19 protein-coding genes are annotated in these 21,171 nt (G+C 53.9%); 5 read left to right on the top strand and 14 right to left on the bottom strand.

From position 1 onward, the window contains the following. Positions 1 to 215: 215 nt before the first annotated feature. Positions 216 to 353: a hypothetical protein gene (locus tag AC6HVW_RS04590; protein WP_175415623.1), complete on the bottom strand. Its 138-nt coding sequence runs from the start codon at positions 351 to 353 to the stop codon at positions 216 to 218. Positions 354 to 543: 190 nt separating this feature from the next. Here AC6HVW_RS04590 and AC6HVW_RS04585 point away from each other — a divergent pair, with 190 nt between their 5' ends. After that, the gene (locus AC6HVW_RS04585) at positions 544 to 1,017 is read left to right on the top strand and encodes a GNAT family N-acetyltransferase (RefSeq protein ID WP_071680872.1); all 474 of its coding nucleotides are present in this window, start codon (positions 544 to 546) and stop codon (positions 1,015 to 1,017) included. Between the two features lie 177 nt (positions 1,018 to 1,194). On the opposite strand, the gene phoH is transcribed toward AC6HVW_RS04585, so the two are convergent. The 5 genes from phoH to putP all read right to left on the bottom strand — a co-directional run bounded on the left by phoH (position 1,195) and on the right by putP (position 7,637). Then, on the bottom strand, positions 1,195 to 1,983 hold the full coding sequence (gene phoH, locus AC6HVW_RS04580; protein ID WP_021180979.1) for a phosphate starvation-inducible protein PhoH: 789 nt from the start codon (positions 1,981 to 1,983) through the stop codon (positions 1,195 to 1,197). A 632-nt stretch (positions 1,984 to 2,615) separates the two neighbouring features. Then, positions 2,616 to 3,911 carry an iron uptake transporter deferrochelatase/peroxidase subunit gene (efeB, locus tag AC6HVW_RS04575; RefSeq protein ID WP_071680873.1) on the bottom strand — a complete coding sequence of 432 codons (1,296 nt, stop codon included), beginning with the start codon at positions 3,909 to 3,911 and terminating at the stop codon, positions 2,616 to 2,618. 11 nt (positions 3,912 to 3,922) lie between these two features. After that, a complete protein-coding gene (gene efeO, locus AC6HVW_RS04570; RefSeq protein ID WP_071680874.1) occupies positions 3,923 to 5,056 on the bottom strand; it encodes an iron uptake system protein EfeO in 1,134 nt (377 codons plus the stop codon). Positions 5,057 to 5,074: 18 nt separating this feature from the next. Next, positions 5,075 to 5,920, bottom strand: coding sequence for an iron uptake transporter permease EfeU (gene efeU, locus AC6HVW_RS04565; RefSeq protein WP_065684221.1), 846 nt, complete (start codon positions 5,918 to 5,920; stop codon positions 5,075 to 5,077). Positions 5,921 to 6,158: 238 nt separating this feature from the next. Beyond that, positions 6,159 to 7,637 carry a sodium/proline symporter PutP gene (gene putP / locus AC6HVW_RS04560; protein WP_137751164.1) on the bottom strand — a complete coding sequence of 493 codons (1,479 nt, stop codon included), beginning with the start codon at positions 7,635 to 7,637 and terminating at the stop codon, positions 6,159 to 6,161. A gap of 555 nt (positions 7,638 to 8,192) precedes the next feature. On the opposite strand from putP, the gene putA reads away from it, so the two are divergent. Then, positions 8,193 to 12,164, top strand: a complete 3,972-nt coding sequence (gene putA, locus AC6HVW_RS04555; RefSeq protein ID WP_497569280.1) for a trifunctional transcriptional regulator/proline dehydrogenase/L-glutamate gamma-semialdehyde dehydrogenase — start codon at positions 8,193 to 8,195, stop codon at positions 12,162 to 12,164. An 80-nt stretch (positions 12,165 to 12,244) separates the two neighbouring features. On the opposite strand, the gene AC6HVW_RS04550 is transcribed toward putA, so the two are convergent. After that, complete coding sequence (locus tag AC6HVW_RS04550) at positions 12,245 to 12,874, bottom strand: TetR/AcrR family transcriptional regulator (RefSeq protein ID WP_071680877.1); 630 nt, start codon at positions 12,872 to 12,874, stop codon at positions 12,245 to 12,247. 208 nt (positions 12,875 to 13,082) lie between these two features. Between AC6HVW_RS04550 and AC6HVW_RS04545 the strand changes: the two genes are divergently transcribed. The 3 genes from AC6HVW_RS04545 to AC6HVW_RS04535 all read left to right on the top strand — a co-directional run bounded on the left by AC6HVW_RS04545 (position 13,083) and on the right by AC6HVW_RS04535 (position 14,847). Further along, positions 13,083 to 14,018 carry an NAD(P)H-dependent flavin oxidoreductase gene (locus AC6HVW_RS04545; protein ID WP_071680878.1) on the top strand — a complete coding sequence of 312 codons (936 nt, stop codon included), beginning with the start codon at positions 13,083 to 13,085 and terminating at the stop codon, positions 14,016 to 14,018. 199 nt (positions 14,019 to 14,217) lie between these two features. After that, a complete protein-coding gene (locus AC6HVW_RS04540; protein ID WP_071680879.1) occupies positions 14,218 to 14,406 on the top strand; it encodes a type II toxin-antitoxin system HicA family toxin in 189 nt (62 codons plus the stop codon). 27 nt (positions 14,407 to 14,433) lie between these two features. Then, entirely contained in the window at positions 14,434 to 14,847 is a 414-nt protein-coding gene (locus AC6HVW_RS04535; protein WP_071680880.1) for a type II toxin-antitoxin system HicB family antitoxin, read from the top strand. A 32-nt stretch (positions 14,848 to 14,879) separates the two neighbouring features. On the opposite strand, the gene tcyN is transcribed toward AC6HVW_RS04535, so the two are convergent. The 7 genes from tcyN to AC6HVW_RS04500 all read right to left on the bottom strand — a co-directional run bounded on the left by tcyN (position 14,880) and on the right by AC6HVW_RS04500 (position 21,070). Beyond that, positions 14,880 to 15,632 (bottom strand): L-cystine ABC transporter ATP-binding protein TcyN, encoded by a 753-nt coding sequence (gene tcyN, locus AC6HVW_RS04530; RefSeq protein ID WP_021805696.1) that lies wholly within the window; start codon positions 15,630 to 15,632, stop codon positions 14,880 to 14,882. 3 nt (positions 15,633 to 15,635) lie between these two features. Next, positions 15,636 to 16,298: a cystine ABC transporter permease gene (tcyL, locus tag AC6HVW_RS04525; protein WP_021180972.1), complete on the bottom strand. Its 663-nt coding sequence runs from the start codon at positions 16,296 to 16,298 to the stop codon at positions 15,636 to 15,638. Next, positions 16,298 to 17,098, bottom strand: a complete 801-nt coding sequence (gene tcyJ / locus AC6HVW_RS04520; protein WP_021180971.1) for a cystine ABC transporter substrate-binding protein — start codon at positions 17,096 to 17,098, stop codon at positions 16,298 to 16,300. Before tcyJ ends, tcyL begins: the two co-directional genes overlap by 1 nt. 118 nt (positions 17,099 to 17,216) lie before the next feature. Then, the gene (locus AC6HVW_RS04515) at positions 17,217 to 18,203 is read right to left on the bottom strand and encodes a D-cysteine desulfhydrase (RefSeq protein WP_071680881.1); all 987 of its coding nucleotides are present in this window, start codon (positions 18,201 to 18,203) and stop codon (positions 17,217 to 17,219) included. A 126-nt stretch (positions 18,204 to 18,329) separates the two neighbouring features. Next, positions 18,330 to 18,839 carry a flagella biosynthesis regulatory protein FliZ gene (gene fliZ / locus AC6HVW_RS04510; protein ID WP_065684264.1) on the bottom strand — a complete coding sequence of 170 codons (510 nt, stop codon included), beginning with the start codon at positions 18,837 to 18,839 and terminating at the stop codon, positions 18,330 to 18,332. 60 nt (positions 18,840 to 18,899) lie between these two features. Continuing rightward, positions 18,900 to 19,622: an RNA polymerase sigma factor FliA gene (locus AC6HVW_RS04505; RefSeq protein ID WP_021180968.1), complete on the bottom strand. Its 723-nt coding sequence runs from the start codon at positions 19,620 to 19,622 to the stop codon at positions 18,900 to 18,902. A 179-nt stretch (positions 19,623 to 19,801) separates the two neighbouring features. After that, entirely contained in the window at positions 19,802 to 21,070 is a 1,269-nt protein-coding gene (locus tag AC6HVW_RS04500; RefSeq protein ID WP_071680882.1) for a FliC/FljB family flagellin, read from the bottom strand. Positions 21,071 to 21,171: the final 101 nt, after the last annotated feature.

The raw sequence follows: 21,171 nt of genomic DNA, 5'->3' as shown, positions 1-21,171 counted from the left end.
AGAAGACAATCTGTAGCTTATTCACGCAAGGGATTGATACGGTCTGTATTTAGTTATAGGAAGCAATCTGCAGCTTATTCACGAAGGAAATCGATGCGGTATTGTAAACCGGTAAAGCGGCCAATTGGTAGCACGGCCAGTCCCCTCTCCCTATGGGAGAGGGTTAGGGTGAGGGGACGATCGCCGTAGCCAATGCCCCACCCTTTGCTAGCAAATCACTTCCCCTTGCTGGGATTATCGGCAAAAACCCGCTGCCGTATCTTGCTGACATCGACATCACCAATATAGCGCGCAATCCCGGCATAATAGCTTTCATGATAGCCATGTTCGGGCTTTCTCAATTCGACCAGCACCGCAGGCTTATCCGTGTTTTCCCTACGCTGGACCGCCAGCGCTGAATATCGTACATAATATTATCCCTTAGTGATCCTGCGATTTATTGTACTCAAATTGGCCGCAATGAAGCAGCTTTATTGGTATCATCCCATACACTGTTGGCCACCAGTACACCATGGTTTCTACCACATATACAAAGAGTTAGTAATGGATATTGTGTTTAAACGCCTTAGCGATATCGATCGAAGCGAAATCATTGCCCTAAACTCCAACCCATTGGTTTTACGCCAAATGCCCTTAGGTGACTCAAACTTCGACGATACTGAATGTCTCGAATGGGTAAAAAGCAAAGAATCTCAATGGGATGAATACGGATATGGGCCATGGGCTTTTACAGTAAACGGCAAGTTTGTCGGCTGGGGAGGCTTGCAATACGAAAACGGAGATGCTGACTTGGCCTTAGTGCTCCACCCTGACCATTGGGGACTCGGAAAAAAAATCTATGACAAAATTTTAGCTCATGCTTTCAATGAGATGGGACTCAATTCAATCACCATCCTGCTGCCCCCAACACGGTTGAAAATTAAAGCAATATTTCGGCTGGGATTTCAGTTTGATGGTGACATTGAATATGACGGCGTTCATTTTATTCGCTATCGATTACACGCCCCTCAACGGTAACCCCTACATTATGGCAAACAATACGCCAGCTTATACTTGGCCTTTATCTGTGCGTTTCACCGTCCCCCAGAAGACTCAGTCAAATATAAATTTCGTTTCATGAGCCACCTACGGATTACGAGATGTCTACGCATTAAAAAGGCCACCGAAGTGGCCTTTTGTAAGCTATCAGACAAATTAATCGTAAGCATTAAGCGTGCGTTGGCACAAGGCAGAGCGCACACAGTCCTGTTTGTCGAAACGAATGATGCCGACCATCTCGTCCTCTTCGAAGCGCTCCAGCGCGTCGCTAAGGCCGGATTTCACACCGCGTGGCAAATCGCACTGGGTAATATCGCCGTTCACGATCACCGTGACGTTCTCACCCAGGCGGGTCAAAAACATCTTCATCTGGCTGGCCGTCACGTTCTGGGCCTCGTCCAGGATGACTACCGCATTTTCGAAGGTACGCCCGCGCATATAGGCGAAAGGCGCGATCTCTACCTTGCCAATTTCCGGGCGCAGGCAGTATTGCAAGAACGACGATCCTAAACGGCGTAGCAGAATGTCATACACCGGCCGGAAATAAGGGGCGAACTTCTCAGAGATATCCCCCGGCAAAAAGCCGAGATCTTCATCCGCCTGCAGAACCGGACGAGTGACGATAATCCGATCCACCTCTTTATGTATCAGGGCTTCAGCTGCCTTGGCTGCACTGATGAAGGTTTTACCGCAACCGGCCTCACCAGTGGCAAATATCAACAGCTTGTTTTCTATGGCTGATAAGTAATGACCTTGAGCTTCGGTTCTAGCCTCGATGGTAGAAGTATCCCGGCTGTCACGAGCCATGCCGATAGATTCCACACCACCCATTTGTACCAGCGAGGTCACGCTTTCTTCTTCACGCTGGCGATGACTACGAGCGTCACGACGAATGACGCGTTTGGCTTCACGACGTGCTTTGATCACTGCTTTCTGTCTTCCCATAGTGGCACCTTACAGTTTGTTTCACCTACCGCAGGGCAGCAAACACCGAGCGATTATGTTACACACGTATTAGGTTGTGGCCCCCTTTAAAGCCATAGAATGACGTAAACACCTAGCCGCCAAAAGGCGCGGCTCTTTTTCACAGAACAACGAGGTTGGTACAAAACAGGAGTGTGTGTCAGCCGGATTAATACGAAAGGAAAGCCAAGAGTCGGTCAGAAATTGAGAGTCGTAGAGAGAGCCCTCGTTACAACGAGAAATCAGGGAAGGTATGTTATTTGTTGTTTGTAGCCCAACCAAGGACTTTACCATTAGCGATCCCCGCAGTGATATTTACAGCACTAAGCTGTGCACCGTGTGAAAACTACCGCCAGATGATTACAGTATAATGACATTCAACCGCGCCGCGTTGCTAAAATGTAAAAAAATTTAATATTTTTTGTTTTAACCCGCTGCAACACCACTATATCAAAGCGAAAACGACTTGGCATTAAATTATTTTATTGTTAAATATCAATATATTGGTATTAATCCCGGCGAATGACATTTAGGTTTCCGGATTAAAAATTGAGCACATAAAAAAGCGCAGCCTTTGCGCTGCGCTTCTCTGTTATGCTGAAAAACTTAGCTGTTCAAGCCTGCAGCAAGCCGCTGGCCAAATAATCGCCACTCGTCTTGACGCCCGGTAGCACAAAGAAATAGCCGCCACCGATAGGTTTAACGTATTCCTCCAGCGCTTCACCGTTCAAGCGTTTCTGCACCGTCAGGAAACCCTGCTCCAAGTCAGCCTGGTAACAGACAAACAGCAGGCCCATCTCCAGTTGCCCCGAATTGGAAACGCCCAACGAATAACTGTAGCCACGGCGCAGCATCAGGCTGCTCTGGGTTTGCGGTGTGCGCGGGTTGGCCAGCCGAATATGGGCATCCATGCGGATCAGCTTACCTTCCGGGTCTTTGGCATAGTCCGGTTCGTCATGCTCGTGCTTCATCCCCAACGGCGCACCGCTGTGTTTTTCACGGCCAAAGATGGTTTGCTGCTCCTGCAACGGCGTCCGATCCCAAAATTCAACGTGGAAACGAATAATACGCGCAGCCTGATAGCTACCGCCAACGGCCCAGGCAGGTTCCCCCGCCTTATTACCGACCCACACCACCTGATCCATCAACGGCTTATCGCTGGTTTTTGGGTTGGCGGTACCATCTTTGAAGCCCAGCAGGTTAATCGGCGTCTCTTTGCCCCGGCTGCGGGCCGAGTGAGCCGAGATAAAACCTTCCCGCTTCCAGCGCACGCTGAGCAAGTCTGGCGAATGCTTGATGATATCGCGCAGCGCGTGGATCACCGTTTCATTGGTATTGGCACAGATTTGCAGCAGCAGGTCACCATGACACAGGGCAGCATCGAGTGAGTCGTTGGGGAAACGCGTCATGGTTTGCAGGTGCAGCGGTTTCTGCGCCTGTAAGCCAAAGCGCTCATCAAACAGCGAGGTGCCAACGGAAACGGTGATGGTCAGGTTATCGGGGTAGATCTCTGGCCCCATAATGCCCGAATCCAACGGTGGCAGCTTGGGATCGACCTCCGGTGCCTTACCGCCGCTGGTGAGGAACGCGATACGGCTGGTCAACAGACGAAATAGCCGTTCAAGATCCTGTTTGTTGGTCGCCAACACGTCGAAAGCCACCAGCATCATGGCCGCTTGCTGCGGCGTCAAAATACCGGCTTGGTGCTGGCCGTAGAACGGTTGTTTTTGCCAGCGTTCGTCCTGCGAGGTAGCCAGTGGCTCTTCTGCTGCCCGCGCCAGGGATGGCCCCGCCAACGCCAGAGCACCGCCCATCATGCCCAACCCCTGCAACAACCGCCTACGCGAAGGCGAAGCGGCCTGCTCATCTTGAGGAAACGGCCCGTTATGCGGGCCGGGCTTGTTGTTCATCATGCTCAGCCTTAATCCAGACCCAGCACGCCACGCAGCTGTGACAGGTCTTCTGCCAGCGTAGTGATCGGCCCTTTCATCGCATTGCGATCCGCGGTAGTCAGCTTCTCGTAAGACTCGTAACCCTCTGCGGTCTTGTATTTAGCCAGGATGGTGTCGACGGTTTTAAAGTTGGCGTCGATCTTGGCCAGCAGTGGCTGGTTGGCCTTTTCCAATAGCGGACGCAACAGGTTCACAATCTTCTGGGCGCCATCGACGTTGGCCTGGAAATCCCACAGGTCGGTACGGCTGTAGCGATCCTCTTCACCGCTGATCTTGCTGGCTGCCACTTCTTCAATCAGGCCAGCAGCGCCGCCCACCACTTTACTTGGCGGGAAGGTCAGTTCACCGATGCGTTTTTGCAATTCCAGCGTGTCTTTGTACAGACCATCGGCATACTCATTCATGCCCTTGGTGGTGTTGTCGGCAAACAGCGCTTTCTCCAGACGGTGGAAGCCAGTGAATTTCGGATCTTCGGCTTTTTTCTCATAGTCGTCTTCACGGGCGTCGATGCTGCCGTCCAGATCGGAGAACAGCTCGGCAATCGGTTCGATACGCTCGTAGTGCTGACGGGTTGGCGCATAAAGCTTGCGGGCCTGGGCCACATCACCGGCTTTGATCGCATCGGTGAACAGCTTGGTTTGCTTGACCAGCCCTTCAACTTCCTTGGTGACATAGACTTTATATTCGGCAATCGGGCCAACCAGATCCATCACATTCGGTTTGCCATCAGCTACCGCTCCCGCAGCCGTGACGACAAGCTTGCCTTTCGGGTTGCTCAGCAGCCCACAAGTCATATCGTATTCACCCGGCTCGAGGTTTGCCGTCATTTTCTGGGTGAAACCTGGCGCGATATTTTCACGCTCTTCCACCACCATTACGCCTTTGAGGATTTCCCACTCCAGGTTCTTCTGGCTGGTGTTATGCACCACAAACTGGGTTTTACCGGCGGGCAGGGTCAACTGCATCGGCTCACACTGTTTGTCGTTAACGGTCACCTTAATCTGAGGGATATCCGCCGCCAGCGCGTTGAGGCTCAGCGCGAAAGCAGGAACGGCCAGTAATGCGGCATGCAATGCCTTGCGGCGAAATAACGGAGTAGACATACGGAATTCCCTAGTAAATTAGTGATGTGTCTTGCGTTGCGCCGGGATCGCAGAGGACTCCGTACGCTGCGGCAGGAAAAAGAAAATCAGAGCAGGGATCAGATACAGGAAATAGACCGCCACTTCGCTGACCGATGGCGCTTCCTGATAGCCGAACATTCCCTCTAACAGGGTGCCCAGCAGTGAATGCGTGGATAGCTGGTTGCTGAGGTCGAACGCGATGTCCTGGAAGTGGTTCCACAATCCAGCCTCGTGGAAGGCACGGATCGCCCCGGCGGCCAGGCCCGCAGCCACGAACAGAATAAACAGACTGGTCCATTTGAAAAATTTAGCCAAGTGCAGTTTGATGCCGCCCCAATAGATCAGCATGCCCACCACGATGGCGCACGCCAGTCCGAGCATCGCACCGATTGGCGCGGCAATGCCCACATCCTGCTGAAACGCAGCCAACAGAAAGAACACCGACTCCAGCCCCTCACGGGCAACGGCAAAAAACACCATCGCCACCAACGCCCACCCTTGCCTTTTACTCGAGTTGAGGGCGTTATCGATCGCCCCTTCAAGATGCACCTTCACCGAGCGGGAAACCTTGCGCATCCAAAACACCATATAGGTCAGGATGCACACCGCCACCACCGCTACCAGCCCTTCGAACAGCTCTTGCTGTTTTTGCGGAAACTCGCCGGTGGTTTCATTGATGAAGATACCTAGCGCCAGGCACAGAGCAACGGCGACGATTACCCCAATCCATACCACACCAAGCCATTGACCGCGTTGAGTCCGCTTCAGATAGCTGGCGATCAAACTGACGATCAGCGCAGCCTCCAGCCCCTCACGGAACATGATAAGGAAAGGAACAAACATAGAATATTAACCCCTGAAAAGGCGTTTGTAGTCAGCCGCTGGCGCTGAGTAACCAGGCTGCGGCAATGTAAAGAAAAGTAAACCAGAACGATAGTGATTATCATTCTACTGAAAAGAAAAACAAGAGGCGGAAGTGTGATTTTTATTAATCAAATGTCGCTAGTTGTTACAGCTTGATGAGAGTCGTGAGGAGAAAAGCCGATCTCTCCCCGATTGCCGGGGAGAGATTAAGGCGGATTTAGACCGTTTTGAACTCGGCCTCTGCCAGATCAAAACGTTTGGTGATAGTTGCCGAAGGCTGGCGACCCATCAGGCTAACCACCACGATGGCGATACAGCCAAACACAAAGCCTGGAATGATTTCATACAGATCCAGCCAGGCGTACTGCTTCCAGACGATCACGGTGATCGCCCCCACCAGCATACCGGCCAGTGCGCCGTTACGGGTCATACGCGACCACATCACCGAGATCAGCACCACCGGGCCAAATGCGGCACCAAAACCGGCCCAGGCATAGCTGACCAGACCCAGCACGCGGTTCTCCGGGTTAGCCGCCAAGGCAATCGCCACCAGCGCTACCACCAGCACCATCGCACGCCCTACCCACACCAGCTCACGCTGGCTGGCCCCTTTGCGCAAGAAGGCTTTGTACAGGTCTTCGGTGATCGCACTCGAACAAACCAGCAGCTGACAGCTCAAGGTGCTCATTACCGCCGCCAGAATGGCCGACAGCAGGATCCCGGCAATCCATGGGTTAAACAGCAACATGGCCAGTTCGATAAACACCCGCTCGCCGTTTTGCGTCACATTGCCTGCTTGATCCGGGTTATTGGCAAAGTAAGCAATGCCGAAGAAGCCAACCGCAATGGTCCCCGCCAGGCAGAGGATCATCCAGGTCATACTGATGCGGCGAGCGCTACGGATGGTGCGGTGGGAGTCCGCCGCCATAAAGCGCGCCAGAATATGCGGCTGCCCAAAGTAGCCCAGACCCCAGCCCAGCAACGACAGGATCGCTACCAGATTCAGCCCTTTCATCATATCCAGATTGGCCGGGTTTTTAGCCGCGATCACCAACATCGAACTGTCGATGCCGCCCACGGCGATAATCACAATCACCGGCGTAAGGATCAGCGCAAAAATCATCAGGCTGGCCTGCACGGTATCGGTCCAACTGACCGCCAGGAACCCGCCGATAAAAGTATACAGGATGGTGGCGGCTGCCCCGGCCCACAGCGCGGTGGCGTAGGTCATGCCGAAGGTGCTTTCAAACAGGCGCGCACCGGCCACAATGCCGGAAGCACAATAGATGGTGAAGAACACCAGGATCACGATGGCGGAAATCACCCGCAGCAGTTTGCTGTTATCTTCAAAACGGCTGGTGAAATAATCCGGCAGCGTCAAGGCGTTGTTGTTGGCTTCGGTATGCACACGCAACCGCCCTGCCACCAACTTCCAGTTCAGGTAGGCACCAATGGTCAGCCCGATGGCGATCCAGCTCTCCGAAATACCAGAAAGGAAAATCGCGCCCGGTAAGCCCATCAGCAGCCAGCCGCTCATGTCGGATGCCCCGGCAGAGAGCGCGGTTACCACGCTGCCCAAGCTGCGGCCACCCAGAATGTAGTCGTCAAAGTTGTTAGTGGCACGATAGGCCAGCAGGCCGATCACCACCATCCCAAGGATGTAGACCACGAAGGTCACCAGCATAGGTGTGTTCATTATCTTAACTCTCCATTTTTATTCCCTTCTCCCTTTCAAGCCGCCGTATGTTAGCAGCCTATTGAAAGTTATCGGGTATTTTTATGTCAGTAATTTCACCCGCCAGGCGCCGGAACGGGGCGCATTGCGATGGTGGCGGGCGAACAGCGTTTATACCCATCATGGTCTGAACGCTGGCTATCCTAGATGAGGCAATCAACAACCAACAAGACATTTAACAAAAAAGTCACACGAAACTCACGCCAGGTCACATTTATTCGCTGCCAGGGTTGCACTCGTCATAGCCGAAATGAGTTGCACCTCTTACTTAACCCTGATTAATACAGGGGAATAGGCCCCACCCAGCACAGTTCCCCCACTTATCAACCCGTCATCCGTAGCGCTCAAGATGTTAAAAGATCGATTGGAGTCACACTTCGCCACTGGCTACATTTAACAAGGTTGCACAAAGTTGCAACATGCAGGATATTGTCGGCATCAATAACCTCATTACACTATGGATCGCCCCTAATCTGGCAGGTTGGGAGGAGTTCCAAACACAGGAGCTGGATTGGCATGGGCACTACCACAATGGGCGTGAAGCTCGATGAAGCAACCCGCGATCGCATCAAAAGCGCGGCACAACGAATTGACCGCACACCACACTGGTTAATCAAGCAGGCTATTTTCAATTATCTTGAACGTCTGGAGAGTGGTTCCGATCTGCCAGAAATCCCGACGCCGGCCGCTGCCGGCCAGGCAGAAGCGGATGACGTCACGCCACTGGTTCCTGAAGAGTCTCATCAACCCTTCCTTGAATTTGCCGAACAGATCCTGCCGCAATCCGTCACTCGCGCAGCTATTACCGCTGCCTACCGCCGCCCGGAAACTGAAGCTGTGCCGATGCTGCTGGAACAGGCGCGTTTACCCGCCGATCTGGCACAGGCCACCCATAAACTGGCCTATGGCATTGCCGAAAAACTGCGTAACCAGAAGAGTGCCAACGGCCGTGCCGGTATGGTGCAAGGGTTGCTGCAGGAGTTCTCACTCTCTTCTCAGGAAGGGGTGGCTCTGATGTGCCTGGCCGAAGCGCTGCTGCGTATTCCAGACAAGCCAACGCGTGATGCGTTAATCCGCGACAAAATCAGCAACGGCAACTGGCACTCCCACCTTGGCCGCAGCCCTTCGCTGTTCGTCAACGCCGCGACCTGGGGCCTGCTGTTTACCGGCAAGCTGGTCTCTACCCATAATGAAGCCAATCTCTCCAGCGCACTTAACCGCATCATCGGTAAGCGCGGCGAGCCGTTGATCCGCAAAGGGGTCGACATGGCGATGCGCCTGATGGGCGAGCAGTTTGTGACTGGTGAAACCATCGCCGAAGCGCTGGCCAACGCGCGCAAGCTGGAAGACAAAGGTTTCCGTTACTCTTACGACATGCTGGGTGAAGCCGCACTGACCGAAGCCGATGCCCAGGCTTACCTAGTTTCCTATCAGCAAGCCATCCACGCTATCGGCAAAGCCTCCAATGGCCGTGGCATCTATGAAGGCCCAGGCATCTCGATCAAACTTTCAGCGTTGCACCCACGTTACAGCCGCGCTCAGTACGATCGCGTGATGGAAGAGCTGTATCCACGCTTGCTGTCGCTGACGTTGCAGGCACGTCAATACGATATCGGCATCAATATCGACGCCGAAGAGGCCGATCGCCTGGAGATCTCCCTCGATCTGCTGGAAAAGCTGTGCTTTGAGCCACAGTTGGCCGGTTGGAACGGCATCGGCTTTGTTATTCAGGCTTACCAGAAGCGCTGCCCGTTTGCCATTGATGCGGTGATCGACATGGCCAGCCGCAGCCGTCGTCGCCTGATGATCCGCCTGGTTAAAGGCGCTTACTGGGACAGCGAAATCAAGCGCGCCCAGATGGATGGCCTGGAAGGCTACCCGGTGTATACCCGCAAAGTGTATACCGACGTTTCCTATCTGGCCTGCGCCCGCAAGCTGCTGGCGGTGCCGAACCTGATTTATCCGCAGTTTGCTACCCACAACGCCCACACCCTGAGCGCCATTTATCATCTGGCAGGCAATAACTACTATCCGGGCCAGTACGAATTCCAGTGCCTGCACGGCATGGGCGAACCGCTGTACGAGCAGGTAGTAGGCAAAGTGGCCGACGGCAAGCTGAACCGCCCTTGCCGTATTTATGCGCCGGTCGGCACGCACGAAACGCTGCTGGCCTATCTGGTACGCCGTCTGTTGGAAAACGGGGCCAATACCTCATTCGTTAACCGTATCGCCGATGCCACCCTGCCGCTCGATGAACTGGTGGCCGATCCGGTCAGCGCGGTCGAGGCCATGGCGGCTAGCGAAGGCCGCATAGGTTTGCCACATCCGCGTATTCCGTTGCCACGTGAGCTATATGGTGAAAAACGCGTTAACTCCAGCGGTCTGGATCTCACCAACGAACAGCGGCTGGCTTCGCTGTCCAGCGCCCTGCTCACCAGCGCAAGCCAGCAATGGCGTGCTGAACCGATGATCGATGCTCCGTTGGATCAAGGAGTTGAACAACCGGTGATCAACCCAGCCGAACCGGGTGATATTGTCGGCTATGTGCGTGAGGCCACCGAAGGTGAAGTCAGCCGTGCATTAGACTCTGCCGCCGCAGCCGGGCCGATCTGGTTTGCCACCCCACCTTCCGAACGTGCCGCCATTTTAGAACGCGCGGCAGAGCTGATGGAAAGCCAACTGCAAAGCCTGCTGGGGATCCTGGTGCGCGAAGCGGGTAAAACCTTCAATAACGCCATCTCAGAAGTCCGTGAGGCGGTAGATTTTCTGCATTACTATGCTGGCCAAGTGCGTGACGACTTCGCCAATGACAGCCATCGTCCGTTAGGCCCGGTAGTCTGCATCAGCCCGTGGAACTTCCCGCTGGCCATCTTCACCGGCCAGGTTGCCGCCGCCCTTGCTGCCGGTAACAGCGTGCTGGCAAAACCGGCGGAACAGACGCCGTTGGTCGCCGCCCAGGCGGTGCGTATCCTGTTGGAGGCTGGCATTCCTCAGGGCGTTCTGCAACTGTTGCCTGGCCAGGGCGAAACCGTAGGTTCTCTATTGGTCAATGATGCACGCGTACGCGGCGTGATGTTCACCGGCTCTACCGACGTTGCGGGCATTCTGCAACGCAATATCGCAGGCCGTCTGGACCCTCAAGGCCGCCCGACCCCGTTGATTGCCGAAACCGGCGGTTTGAACGCGATGATCGTCGACTCTTCTGCCCTGACCGAACAGGTGGTGACCGACGTTGTGGCCTCCGCCTTCGACAGTGCCGGACAGCGTTGCTCTGCCCTGCGCATCCTGTGTGTGCAGGAAGACGTGGCAGAACACACCCTGAAAATGCTGCGCGGGGCGATGGCAGAATGCCGGATGGGTAATCCAGAACGCCTGTCTACCGACATTGGCCCGGTGATAGACGCTGAAGCCAAAACCGGCATTGAACGCCATATCCAGGCCATGCGTGCCAAAGGCCGCAAGGTTTATCAGGCGGCAAAAAGCCTGGGAGATGATGAGAAAGAGTGGGCTCGCGGCACCTTTGTGAAGCCAACGCTGATCGAACTGGAAAGCTTTGACGAGCTGCAAAAAGAGATCTTTGGCCCGGTGCTGCACGTGGTTCGCTTCCAGCGTGCCAATCTGGGCGCGTTGGTCGATCAGATCAATGCTTCAGGCTATGGTCTGACGCTGGGTATCCATACGCGTATCGATGAAACCATCGCCAGAGTCACCGATCATGCCAAGGTCGGTAACCTGTATGTTAACCGCAATATGGTGGGTGCAGTGGTAGGCGTGCAGCCGTTTGGCGGTGAAGGCCTGTCTGGCACCGGGCCGAAAGCCGGTGGTCCACTCTATCTGTACCGCCTGCTGGCCAGCCGTCCACAGGATGCCGTGCAGCGTACTCTGAATCGCCAGGATAACGAGCGTCCTCTGGAAGCCACCGTACGCCCTACGCTGCTTGTGCCGCATCAGGCCTTGGAACAATGGGCCGTGGCGGAGAACCATCGCGAGTTGGCAGTCCTGGCGCAACAATACGCCGAACTGGGCCAGGGTGGCACCGTACGTCCGCTGCCAGGCCCAACCGGGGAACGCAATACTTACGCGCTGTTGCCACGCGAACGCGTGCTGTGCCTGGCGGACAACAACGCCGATGCGTTGAACCAGTTGGCTGCCGTGCTGGCGGTTGGCAGCCAGGCGCTGTGGCCGGAGGCGGAATTGCAGCGTACGCTGTATCGCAGCTTGCCAGCCGCCGTACAGGCACGGATCGGTTTCACCAAGGATTGGGCGCAGGATAACGTCGAGTTTGATGCAGCCATCTATCACGGCGACGCCGATCAGCTGCGCACCCTGTGTGAGCAGATTGCTCAACGTAGCGGTGCTATTGTCTCAGTGCAGGGCTTCGCTCGCGGTGAAACCAACATCCTGTTGGAACGCCTGTTGATCGAACGCTCATTAAGCGTCAACACCGCTGCCGCCGGGGGTAACGCCAGCCTGATGACTATCGGTTAATCGCCAAATTCGAGTAACACCATCAACCCCGCAGCAATGCGGGGTTTTTTATTGTCTGAGGTATGGCAGTTCAAAAGCCGTCAGGATGCAGATATCGCTTGCCATTGATCCATAAAGATATCCACCAAACCAGATAGCTCTTCTCGGGTTGCTCCATTGCGGGCTTGCACAGACATGCCCTGGATGACATTGGCAATGTACTTACCCAACAGAGCACAGTTGGTGTTTTCCGGCAGTTCTCCCTGGCGAACGCGCAGCTCCAGGCACTCGACAATTTTTTTCTCTGCGGAATTTCTTGGCTGGCTAAGCTGGTTAAATAACGCCTCATCCTCAGCAGACATCCCAAAGGTGGCAACAACCATAAAGCAGCCGGCGGGAGTCTCTGTGTCGGTAAACCAATCAACGCAAGTACGCAGCAACTGCTCAATTACCTGTGGTAAAGGGAGATCGTCCTGTTCAAGGATCACATCTCTGGCGTGACCGTAAGTGGCCAGATACTTATCCACCGCCGCACAAAATAAGCCTTCCTTGCTACCAAACTCAGCGTATAGCGAAGAAGGTTTGGTTCCTGTTTCCTCAATCAGTTGAGACATCGACGTGGGTTCATAGCCAAAGCGCCAGAACAACCCCATAGCCTTTTCCAACACATCGTCGCGATCGAGTTTTTTAGGCCTGCCACGTGCAGGCCGCTCCGGTAGATCCTTTCTCATGTATAGGGCTCCAGGGCCTTGGTGACACCATTTATGTAACGATCACTATAAAATATTGCCCCAGTTTATGCCATGGCGCCACTTAAAATAACGATCACTACAAAATATGATTGCATCATCACCACTCTGCGAGTATGGTAATTAAATAACGATCATTACATAAGCTGTAAGGATCGTCCTACGCAAAACTTTACTAAGGAATGGAATCATGAAATTACAGAGTTTATTAGCTATCGAAACACCGGTTATTCAAGCCTCCATGGTGTGGCTGAACTCTGCCGAACTGGCCGCTGCGGTCTCTAACGCTGGGGGGCTGGGAGTATTAGGCCCGAATGCCGGACGCCAGGTTGCCAATGGCGGAATAGTTGCGACCGTAGAGGCTTTCCGCCAGGAAATAAGGAAAACCAGAAGCTTAACGGATAAACCCTTTGCCGTTAATTACCTCCTGCCCATCGAAGGAGTCGATATCAGTTTTAAATACGCCGAGCCGTTACTGGAGGTCATCCTGCAGGAAAAAATTAACATCGTCATAACCAGTGGTAAGGATATTACCAAAGGTGAAGCGTACATCCGCAGGCTGAAAGAGGCCGGAGTTATCGTTATTCACCGCGAAATCTCACCGACGGTCGAAAACTCCATCATGGCGGAAAACATCGGGGTAGATGCGATCATTGTCACCGGTCATGAGGCTGGAGGACACCTGAGTGAACACCGTATCAGCACCCTGGTCCTGCTGCCCCAGGTCACCGATGTGGTCAAAATTCCGGTGATTGCCGCCGGAGGTATCTATAACCTGAAAACCGCAAAGGCCGCCATGGCAATGGGAGCTGCCGGGATCTATGTCGGCACACGCTTTATCACCACATTTGAATCCCCTGCCAGCCTCAATACCAAACAAGCGATTGTCGACGTTCGCTCTGAGGAGTTGCTCGAAATTAATACCCCGGCAGGAGATATTCGCGTCATCGCCACCGAGAGTATCCGCGCCGGACGCGGCGAGAGCGAAGTGGGCATCATCAAGACAGGTATGTTAGACGGAGATCACCAATATGGTGTGATCACGGTGTCTGGTGCCGCAGGCGGCATTGGTGAAATTAGCAGCGTTAAGGACGTGGTCTGCGAATTCTCTTCCGCCTTTCATTAATTGATTCTGTTGAGTAATCGGTAACACCACGAACAACCAAAGAGACCCTGCAAAATGAAGATAGCTGCCCCTATTGCGAGCGTCTTCGCAAACCCCGCATTGACGCGGGGTTTTTTATTGCCTGCATAAAAATCAGCCGATACCGTATTCATCACCTTGCCAATTAATGTGTATGGTGTGTATTGTAAGGAATGAATAGGTGAACAGTTCAGAACTGATTAAACGACTCGAAAGCCATGGCTGGGTTTTACAACGGATCAAAGGCTGCCACCATCAATTCAAACACCCCAACTCATCGTTGGTGATCACCGTGCCTCATCCCAATAAGGATGTGAAATTGGGAACGCTGCGGCAAATCATGAAGGATGCAGGGTTGCTTGATTCCTAGACCATTTCGCAACGACGAGGTAACACTATGTTTTATCCTGCTTATATACATGCCGAGCCGGATGGCAGCGCCAGCGGTTTTTTTCCCGATGTACCCGGCTGCTACTTTGCCGGAGACAGTCTCGATCAAACCTTCCAGGATGCCAAAAGCGCTCTGGATGCCCACTTTGAATTATTGAGTAAAGACAATCAGGCCATTCCACGCCCGCAGGCGGTGTCCTTCCATCTGGCTCAGGGCAACGACGCCCTCAACGGCGGCCAGTGGTTGCTGGTGGATATCAATATGGACAAGTTCGATGGCCGGGCTGAACGTATCAATATCACGTTGCCCCACCGGCTGCTCAACCGTATTGATTCGCTGGTGCAACAGCATCCGGGCTATGGCAGCCGCAGCGCATTTCTCGCCGCCGCAGCGCGTAATGAATTGTTAAAAGCAGGATAACGAGGTTAAGGGGGCATCGCCCCCTGACAAGATCACTGGTTGAGAAACTTATCCAGAAACTGCTTGGTGCGCTGATGCTGCGGGTTGGCGAACAACGCCTTCGCGGGCCCCTGCTCGACAATGCGGCCATGATCCATAAAAATGGCGCGATCGGCCACGTCACGGGCAAAGCTCATTTCGTGGGTGACGATCACCATGGTGCGTTTCTCTTCTGCCAAGGCGCGAATGGTATTGAGCACTTCGCCAACCAGTTCAGGATCCAGCGCAGAGGTCGGTTCATCAAACAAAATGACCTCGGGCTGCATCGCTAACGCCCTGGCAATGGCTACGCGCTGCTGCTGACCGCCGGACAAACGTTTAGGGTAGGCCTGCTCTTTACCGCTCAGCCCCACTTTTGCCAACAGGACACGCGCCAGTTTTTCAGCGCTGGCCTTGGCCTCTCCTTTAACGATCACCGGACCTTCGATGATGTTTTCCAGCACCGAACGGTGAGGAAACAGGTTGAAGCTCTGAAACACAAAGCCCACCTGCTGGCGCAGGGCCCGTACCTGATTTTTTTGTTTGCTCAGCGGGCGAGCGCTGTCGATCAAGATGTCACCGACACGGATAGTGCCAGAATCCGGCACCTCCAGCAGGTTGATGCTGCGCAGCAAGGTCGTCTTACCGGAACCACTCGGCCCGATAATCGCCACCACTTCACCCGCGTTCACCTCAAGATCGATGCCGTGTAATACGGTCTGCCCTTTGAACTTTTTAACCAACTGTCTGACTTCGATGGCGCTCATCGGCTACTCCTGATCCTGACGGTTAACGTGCGCTTCCAGGCGGTTCTGCAACGCGGAAAGCAAGGTGGCCATCACCCAGTAGATCAGCGATGCCGCCAGATACATGGCGAACACTTCCAGCGTACGTGAGGTGATCAGTTGCGCCTGACGGAATAGCTCCGGCACCTGAATGGTCGCCGCCAGCGAGGTATCTTTGACCAACCCGATAAAGCTGTTGCCCAGCGGAGGCAGCGCGGTGCGAGCCGCCTGCGGCAGGATCACCCGGCGCAGGGTCTGCCAGGGCGTCATGCCGATACTGGCCGCCGCTTCCCACTGCCCTTTATCGATAGAGGAGATGGCCGCACGCAGCGTTTCCGACGTATAAGCGGCGGTGTTTAACGAAAGACCGATTAATGCCGCCGGGAACGGATCCAGCTCGATGCCAAACTGCGGTAAGCCGTAATAGATCATAAACAGCTGGGCGATCAGCGGCGTACCGCGAAACAGGGAAACGTAGATACGTGACAGCCAGGAGATCGGCCATAACGGCGAAAGGCGCATCAGCGCCAACAAAAACCCGAGGATCAAACCGAGCGCCATGCCCCCCAGACTAAGCTGGAGGGTTAACAGCGCACCCCGTAATAAAAATGGCGCTGAATCCAGCGCCAGTTGAATACTCTCTTGCATTATTTAGTTACGTCCGCGCCAAACCATTTTTCAGAGATCTTCGCCAACGTCCCGTCTTTCTGCATTTCGGCAATCGCCTGATCGATAGCGGCCAGCAGTTCCGGATTGTTTTTACGCACCGCTACGCCAGCTTCCTGGCGAGAGAATGCCGGGCCAGCGACGGCCAGCGTATCACCGGTTTTCTTCACCAGATCCAACGCCGCCAGACGGTCGACCAAAATGGCATCTATGCGGCCTACGCGCAGATCCTGATACTTGGTTGGGTCATCGTCGTAGGTACGCACATCAACACCCTGCACGTTGTCACGCAACCACTGTTCGTAGTTGGTGCCCAGACCCACGCCGACCTTCTTGCCCTTCAGATCGTCGGCCTTGGTAATAATGCCTTCGTTGCCTTTCTTCACCAGCGCCTGAATACCGGAAACGGTATATGGGGTAGAGAAATCGTACTTTTTCTTACGCTCATCGGAGATGGTGACCTGGTTGATCACCACGTCGATACGCTTGGACTCCAACGAGGCCAGCATGCCATCCCATTTGGTTGGATTGAGCTTGGCCTTCACCCCCAGATGTTCCGCCAGTGCATTAGCGAAATCCACCTCAAAGCCGGTCAGTTTGCCGTCCTCGCCCTGGAAGCTGAACGGCGGATAGGTGCCTTCCAGCCCAACGATCAGCGTGCCGCGCTGCTTGACCTGATCGAGCAGGTTATCGGCCGCATAGGTTTTCACGTTCAAGCCGGTGGTCAGCGCCACGGCCATCACACCCAGCAGCAGTTGACGACGAAATTTTGAAAAGACCATAGACACCCCATCTGTTGTTTATCTTTTTGATTTCATGACTTTAACAGTCATAAACACTTCATAAAGGAATATAACCTAATAACTATAGTTCTAAATGGAATAACAACTTTGCTCGGCATCAGACCTGCGGGTGATAAGCAAACAGCGCCGGTGCCCCACCGGTGTGCACAAACAGGATCGGACCTTCATCGCGAAAACGTTTCTGGCTGATGCCATCAATCAACCCTGCCATCGCCTTACCAGTATAGACCGGGTCCAGCAGCACACCTTCCTGCTGCGCCAGCAGCTTCACCGCCGCCATACCTTCGTCATTCGGCATGCCGTACTGCGGGGCAAAATAGTCATCCCACAGGGTTATGGGGGCCAGCTCGTCAATATCCAGCGAACAGGCGACCGCTTTTTGCAACTGTTCAACCTTCGGTAACTGATCGATCACCTTGCGGGAAACGGTCACGCCAATCAGTTCGCTCTCCGGCAGCAGTTGCTGTAGCCCCACCGCCAGACCGGCATGAGTCCCGGCACTGCCGGATGCCACTACGATCGAACTGAAGTTGGCGCCATGGCTTTGTGCAGCAATTTCCAGCGCACACTGCACATAGCCCAATGAGCCGAGCGCATTGGAACCCCCTACGGGGATGACATAAGGACGGAAACCCTGGGCTTCCAAACGTGTGGCCAGATCGGCCAGTTGCATCTGCGGATCGTGCAAGGCATCGCACATCACCACTTCAACATTGAACAGATCGAGCAGTAGACGATTACCGTTACTGAGGTAGTTTTCCGCTTTGGTGTCGATGGGGTTTTCCAACAGCGCAACGCATTGCAGGCCGAGCTTGGCCGCCACGGCGGCGGTCTGGCGAACGTGGTTGGATTGAATGGCACCGGCGGTAACCAGGGTATCGGCACCTTGGCGTACCGCGTCGGCGGCTAAAAACTCCAGCTTTCTCAGCTTGTTGCCACCCATCGCCATCGGAGTGACATCGTCACGTTTGATGTAAATTTCGCGGCCAAGGTAGTCTGAAAGGCGAGATAACTTTTCGAGCGGCGTGGCAGAGCCAACCAAATCCAGGCGCGGGAATTGCGCCAGTTGCTGTTGCAGATCCACAACTTCCCCCAGGGAATAAAATAACGGTGTTTGAGTGATAGATTTATCAGATGTGCTCTGAATAATCACTCTTTATTCGTGGGGATGGCTGCGGGATAACCCGGCCAACCGACCGGGTCAGGTCGATCAATAACTTTTTTGCCAGGCCAGGTATTGGTCGTATTTACGCAGCGCAATGCGATAGTTATCACTCGCCGCCGGTGGCAGATCGTCAATAATACGCTGATGGTTGAAGGCGCTGGCAAACTGATCGGCAGGATAGTTGTGTGCCACCAGCATTTCATCCAGGCGCCGCAGGCGTACGACATATTCGCGGATGGTGCTGTGGTTCATCTCGGTCTGTTCAAACAGATACTGCTTAAACGCCATGATGTCGAAGTAACTGGGGTGGCTATTACAGGAGATTTCACTACAAAACCGGCATAACGCGGTCAACTCGCTTTGCACGTTTTGCCAGACCAGATCGTCAATCGGTTGATCCATCCGGGCGATGGCTTCCTTATTGATGATCTTGCCACGGAACACCAGTGCCATGCGGTCGAGTACCTTCTCGCACTGGGAGCAATGGGTTTGGCTGTGTTTATAATCTTTCAGGTAGCGGCTGAGTGGCCGTTTCTTCAACTGTTTTCCTGGCATCATTTGCAGTCCATTTATTGCGGCAGTAATCAGGTTGGTTAGGGAGGCAGGCTTTGGGGATCAGTTGTCCTGTGCCAGACGTGCCCGCAGGCGTTTAATTGCCTGGCTATGCAACTGGCTGACTCGCGACTCACCCACATCAAGCACTGCGCCAATTTCCTTCAGATTCAACTCCTCCTGGTAATACAACGTCAGCACCAGTTTTTCGCGTTCCGGCAGCGCCTCGATGGCATCGATCACCCGCTGGCGCAGATTGCCTTCCAACAGTTGATGCAGCGGATTGGCAGCTTCATGACCTTCCAGCACCGGTTCGGCGCTGTCGCCATGCTCTTCCTGCCATTCGTCGTAGGAAAATAGCTGGCTATTATTGGTGTCCAACAGGATCTGGCGATACTCGTCCAGCGAGACATCCAACCCCTGTGCCACCTCCATTTCGCTGGCCGGGCGGCCAAGCCGCTGTTCCAACTGCTGCATCATGCGCGCTACTTCCCGAGCGTTGCGGCGAACGCTGCGCGGCACCCAGTCACGGCTACGCAACTCGTCGAGCATTGCTCCGCGAATACGCTGCACGGCATAGGTCGTAAAGGCCGTTCCTTGTAGGGCATCGTAACGCTCAACGGCGTTTAACAGCCCTATTCCCCCTGCTTGCAGCAGATCGTCCAGTTCCACGCTAGCGGGCAGCCTAACCTGCAGGCGTAACGCCTCGTGGCGCACTAGCGGAACGTAGCGCAGCCAGAGAGAATTCTTGTCCATGACGCCTTCGGCGGTATACAGATCGCTCACTATGTCTAACCTGCGGATAACGGAGTCATGGCTATTATCCGTAGCAGGCGCAATACCAATCGTCTGAACAGCCATACAAAACGGGCTTTATTTGTGCCATGTAAAAACGCTGATGGCAGCAAAAGACAAAAAACCCTGCCGAAGCAGGGTTTGGATGACAGGCTAATCGGAGAGAGTGATTAACGCAGCAGGGTCAGTACGTTCTGGGTAGACTGGTTAGCCTGGGCCAGAACAGAGGTGCCAGCCTGTTGCAGGATGTTGGCACGGCTCATGTTGGACACTTCGGTCGCGTAGTCAGCATCTTGAATACGAGACTGGGAAGCAGACAGGTTGTTCACGGTGCTGTTCAGGTTGTTGATAACAGAGTCGAAACGGTTCTGTACCGCACCCAGAGAAGAACGCAGGCCGTCAACTTGTGACAGAGCTTTGTCCAGAGTTGCCAGTGGGTCAGCAGTTTTTGGATCGGTAGACTGTTGCGCGCCTTTGGTTACTTTACCAGCGGCATCCACTGTAGCTTTAAAGAAGGTATCGTTGCCATCAGCATCTTTACCTTTAACCATGTAACCTGCTTTACCATTGGTGTCAGTGAAAGCATGCAGTTTTTCACCGGTAGCCAAACCGCTAACGTTAGTGGTACCAGTCTTAGTCGAAGTGACTGCGGTCATATTAGCAGGCTCAGCAGTCACTACAGTTGCAGCATCGTCTGATTTAAAAGTGAATTCACCAGTGTCAGCATCCAGGTCCCCTTTTACCCATTCAGAGGCACCAGTTTTAATATAGTGATCTGACCCTGAAGCATAAACTTTGCCATCTGTAGACGTTTTGGCTGTACCTGCAGTACCATCTGCAGCAATAGTTGGTGCCCCCATTTTGTCAACAGCAGTGACTTCTGCACCCACTTTGCTGGTATCCAACGGATCGGCAACGCTGAATTTATCCAGACCCAGAGTTTTGGCGTTGATATTTTTCAGATCGATATCGATGGTTTCACCATCGTTGGCACCAACTTGAATGGTCAGTTTTTGGTCGCCGCTCAACACTTTCACGCCGTTGAAGTCGGTTTGCTCTGAAATACGGTTGATTTCGTTCAGACGCTGAGAGATTTCATCCTGGATTGACTGCAGGTCGCTGGATGAGTTAGAGCCGTTCTGAGACTGCACGGTCAGACGACGGATGTTCTGCAGGTTGTCGTTGACTTCGTTCAGTGCGCCTTCAGTGGTCTGCGCCAGAGAAATACCGTCGTTAGCGTTACGGGAAGCCTGAGTCAGGCCCTTGATGTTAGCGGTGAAACGGTTAGAGATCGCCTGACCCGCAGCATCATCCTTCGCGCTGTTGATACGCAGACCGGAAGACAGACGCTCGATAGCGGTCCCCAGAGAAGACTGAGATTTGTTCAGGTTGTTCTGCGCCATCAACGACAGGCTGTTGGTATTAATTACTTGTGCCATAATTTGCTTTCCTTACGAATCAGTTGCGACGTTCGCATTCACAATTAAAGGGTTCGGACCTTGTTGGTCCACGGCGTCAACCACCGTCTCCTCAGGTATCG

The organism is Serratia sp. NCCP-200, from assembly GCF_059697885.1.
The sequence above is the reverse complement of the archived record's forward strand: the minus strand, read 5'-3'. Positions and strand labels throughout refer to the sequence as shown.